3 protein-coding genes are annotated in these 3,157 nt (G+C 65.7%); all 3 read left to right on the top strand.

The genetic code is table 11. The annotated features are described in order from the left end of the window. The first annotated feature begins 132 nt into the window (after positions 1–132). The 3 genes from ACFYVR_RS26895 to ACFYVR_RS26885 all read left to right on the top strand — a co-directional run bounded on the left by ACFYVR_RS26895 (position 133) and on the right by ACFYVR_RS26885 (position 2,810). Positions 133–876: an SDR family NAD(P)-dependent oxidoreductase gene (locus tag ACFYVR_RS26895; protein ID WP_387479438.1), complete on the top strand. Its 744-nt coding sequence runs from the start codon at positions 133–135 to the stop codon at positions 874–876. 83 nt (positions 877–959) lie between these two features. Next, positions 960–1,721 carry an SDR family NAD(P)-dependent oxidoreductase gene (locus ACFYVR_RS26890; RefSeq protein WP_387479436.1) on the top strand — a complete coding sequence of 254 codons (762 nt, stop codon included), beginning with the start codon at positions 960–962 and terminating at the stop codon, positions 1,719–1,721. A 114-nt stretch (positions 1,722–1,835) separates the two neighbouring features. Then, positions 1,836–2,810: an NADPH:quinone oxidoreductase family protein gene (locus tag ACFYVR_RS26885; RefSeq protein WP_387479433.1), complete on the top strand. Its 975-nt coding sequence runs from the start codon at positions 1,836–1,838 to the stop codon at positions 2,808–2,810. Positions 2,811–3,157: the final 347 nt, after the last annotated feature.

The raw sequence follows: 3,157 nt of genomic DNA, 5'->3' as shown, positions 1-3,157 counted from the left end.
GGTCGCCGTCGCCCGCGGTGTCCTCGCCAAGTACGAGGCGACCGACAGCCTGTTCCCGACCGAACACATCCCCACGCGGCTGGCCGCCGCGAAGGCCAAGCACGCCGCCACTCTCGAGGAGTACGGAATCTCATGACCAATCATTTTTCGCTCGAAGGAAAAGTAGCCCTCGTCACCGGCGGTAGCCGGGGCCTCGGACGCGAGATGGTGCTGGCGTTCGCCGAGGCGGGCGCGGACGTCGTCATCACCAGCCGCAAGGCGGATGCGTGCGAGGAGGTTGCTCGCGAAGTCGAGTCGCTCGGACGCAAGGCGCTCGCGGTCGGTTGCCACGTCGGCAAGTGGGACGAGATCGACGCGCTCGTCGAGAAGGCGTACGAGGTGTTCGGCAAGGTCGATGTTCTGGTCAACAACGCCGGAATGTCTCCGCTCGCTCCGTCCTCGGCGGAGACCAGCGAGGAGCTGTTCGACAAGGTGGTCGGCGTCAACTTCAAGGGCCCGTTCCGCCTGTCCTCGCTGATCGGCGAGCGGATGGCCGCCGGCGACGGCGGTTCGATCATCAACATCTCGTCGTCGGGTGCCATCTTCCCCCAACCCCGTTTCGGCCCGTACGCGGGCGCCAAGGCCGGCCTGAACGCACTGACCGGGGTGTTCGCTCGCGAGTACGGACCCAAGGTGCGCGTGAACACCATCTCGGCGGGACCGTTCCTCACCGACATCGCGAAGTCGTGGGCGCCGGAGAAACGGGAGAAGTTCCAGAGTGCAATCGGTCGACCGGGACAGCCCGAGGAGATCATCACGACGGCGCTCTACCTGGCCAGCCCGGCATCGACGTACACCACGGCGTCGCTGATCCGCGTCGACGGCGGCCTGTACTGACCGGGCGACCCCCGTCGAGCGCGCCGCTGGACCCGGGTCCGTCACTCGAAAAACGTTCGACGTCAACAGGTATGGAGAACACAGTGGGTAATCAGGCTCTGGCTGATCGGCGTGTCGTCATCACCGGTGGTGCCAGCGGTATGGGTGCGGCCCTGGTCACGGCGTTCGGCGCGTCCGGCGCGCGGGTCGTCTCACTGGACATCACGCAGTCGGAGGGAGAGCGGATCGCCGGCGCGGCCGGTGCCGAATTCGTTCGCTGCGATGTCGCCGACAAGGAATCGGTCGACGGGGCCTTCGCCGAGGCCGTGAAATCCCTCGGCGGCCTCGACGTACTGATCAACGCTGCCGGCATTGCGCCCGGCGCGCCGGCAGGTTCGACGCCCCTGGAGATGTGGGAGCGGACCATGGCGATCAACGCCACGGGTACGTTCCTCACCAACCAGGCGGCGCTGGAACCCTTGAAGGAGCGTGGTGGGCGAATCATAAACTTCGCCTCCGCCGCCGGCGCGAAGGGCCTGCCGGGCAAGGCTGCGTATGCAGCAAGCAAGGGTGCCGTGCTGGGCTGGACTCGGACCATCGCGGTCGAGTGGGCTCAATTCGGGATCACCGCCAACTCGATCGTTCCGGCGATCTGGACTCCGATGTACGAGAAGACCAGGGCGTCGATGACACCCGAGCAGTTGGCGGAGCACGACCGGAAGCTGTCGACTCAGATCCCCCTGGGTGGCAAGCTCGGTGACGTCGAAGACCTGGTTCCGGTACTCGAGTTCCTCGCCGGTGAGGGCTCACGCTTCATGACCGGGCAGATCTTCGCGGTTGACGGCGGATCGCTCATGGTCCGGTAGCAGACCGAGTCCGGTGACGATTCACGTCGCCACCCCTCGGAACAAGACTTCATCAACTTGGTTTTCTTCGGGTGTCATCGAAGCAGCCTCCACTGGGACAAGGGAGAACACAACATGCGTGCAGCACGATGCGAAGTCCACGGCGATCCGGACAAGATCGTGATCCGAGAGGTACCCGACCCGGTTGCGGGTCCCGGCGAGGTCCTCGTGGGTATCGAGGCGGCATCCGTCAACTATCCCGATGTGCTCATTGCGGCCGATCGTTATCAGGTGACGGTGCCGACTCCCTTCACTGCAGGAAGCGAATTCGCCGGCAAGGTGCTCGCCGTCGGCGAGGGCGTGGAGAATTTCACCGCCGGTGACGCGGTGATGGGCAGTGCCTTCGGCGGTGCGTTCGCGGAGCAGATCGCAGTTCCGGCCTCCGCGTTGTACCCGGTTCCCGACGGCCTCGACATGGTCCATGCCGCGGCGTTCAACGTCACCTACCGGACCGCATACCACTCACTGACGACATTCGGCGAGGTGAAGGCCGGGGACTGGGTTGTGGTCCTCGGCGCGGCCGGCGGTGTGGGCACGGCGTGCATCGACGTCGCCACCCGACTGGGGGCCAAGGTGATCGCGGCGGTGTCCACTCCCGAACGCGCCGAGGCGTGCCGCGAACTGGGCGCTGTGGAGACAATCGTCTACGACAACGAAGATCTCAAGGCGCGGATCAAGGAGATCACTGGAAAGGGCGCCGACGTGGTGGTCGATCCGGTTGGTGGCGCCTACTCGGAGCAGGCCTTCCGGGCGATCGCGTGGGGCGGACGTTTCGTCGTGGTCGGATTCGCCCAGGGCGACATTCCGCGGATTCCGCTGAACCTGGTTCTCCTCAAGGGCGCGATCGTGCGTGGCTTCGAGATCCGAACGCTCGGTACGCATCTGCCGGAGGCGGTGGAGAAGGGTCGCATCGAGATCGAGCGCCTGGTCGCGAACGGGATGAAGCCGTACGTCTCCGAGATTCACCCGCTCGAGGCGGCTCCCCTCGCGCTGACCCGCGTAGCGGGGCGGCAAACCACCGGGAAGATCGTCATCGACACCACGGCGTGATGGCGGGCTCGGCGACGGATCCTGAGGGGGTTCCGTCGCCGAACCTTGCCGGACAGCGCGCTTTTGCCGGCGCGGTGCGGGTTGCGGCAAACTTCTTCGCACCGTCGCCGCCGTCTGCGGCGACGACGGGATGATTGCAGGCGCTCAACGCACCGGCGATCCGGGCGAGAACGCCGGAGCCATTCGCTGCGGCGCCCGATACCAACTACGGTTACATCGATTACTATGTCATCAGTGCTCCGTCAACCCGCTGGATCGCCAGACCGCTTCTCCCCCTCGGGCCCTTGGCGCGACGACCAGGACAAATGAGCCGACCTTCCTGTCCGAAACAGGTTCGGGGTGCTTTA

It is taken from the genome of Rhodococcus sp. NPDC003318, assembly GCF_042879035.1.
In the GTDB taxonomy this organism is placed as follows: Bacteria; Actinomycetota; Actinomycetes; order Mycobacteriales; family Mycobacteriaceae; genus Rhodococcus_G.
Note: the sequence above shows the minus strand (reverse complement) of the source record. Positions and strands in the feature narration are given on the sequence as shown.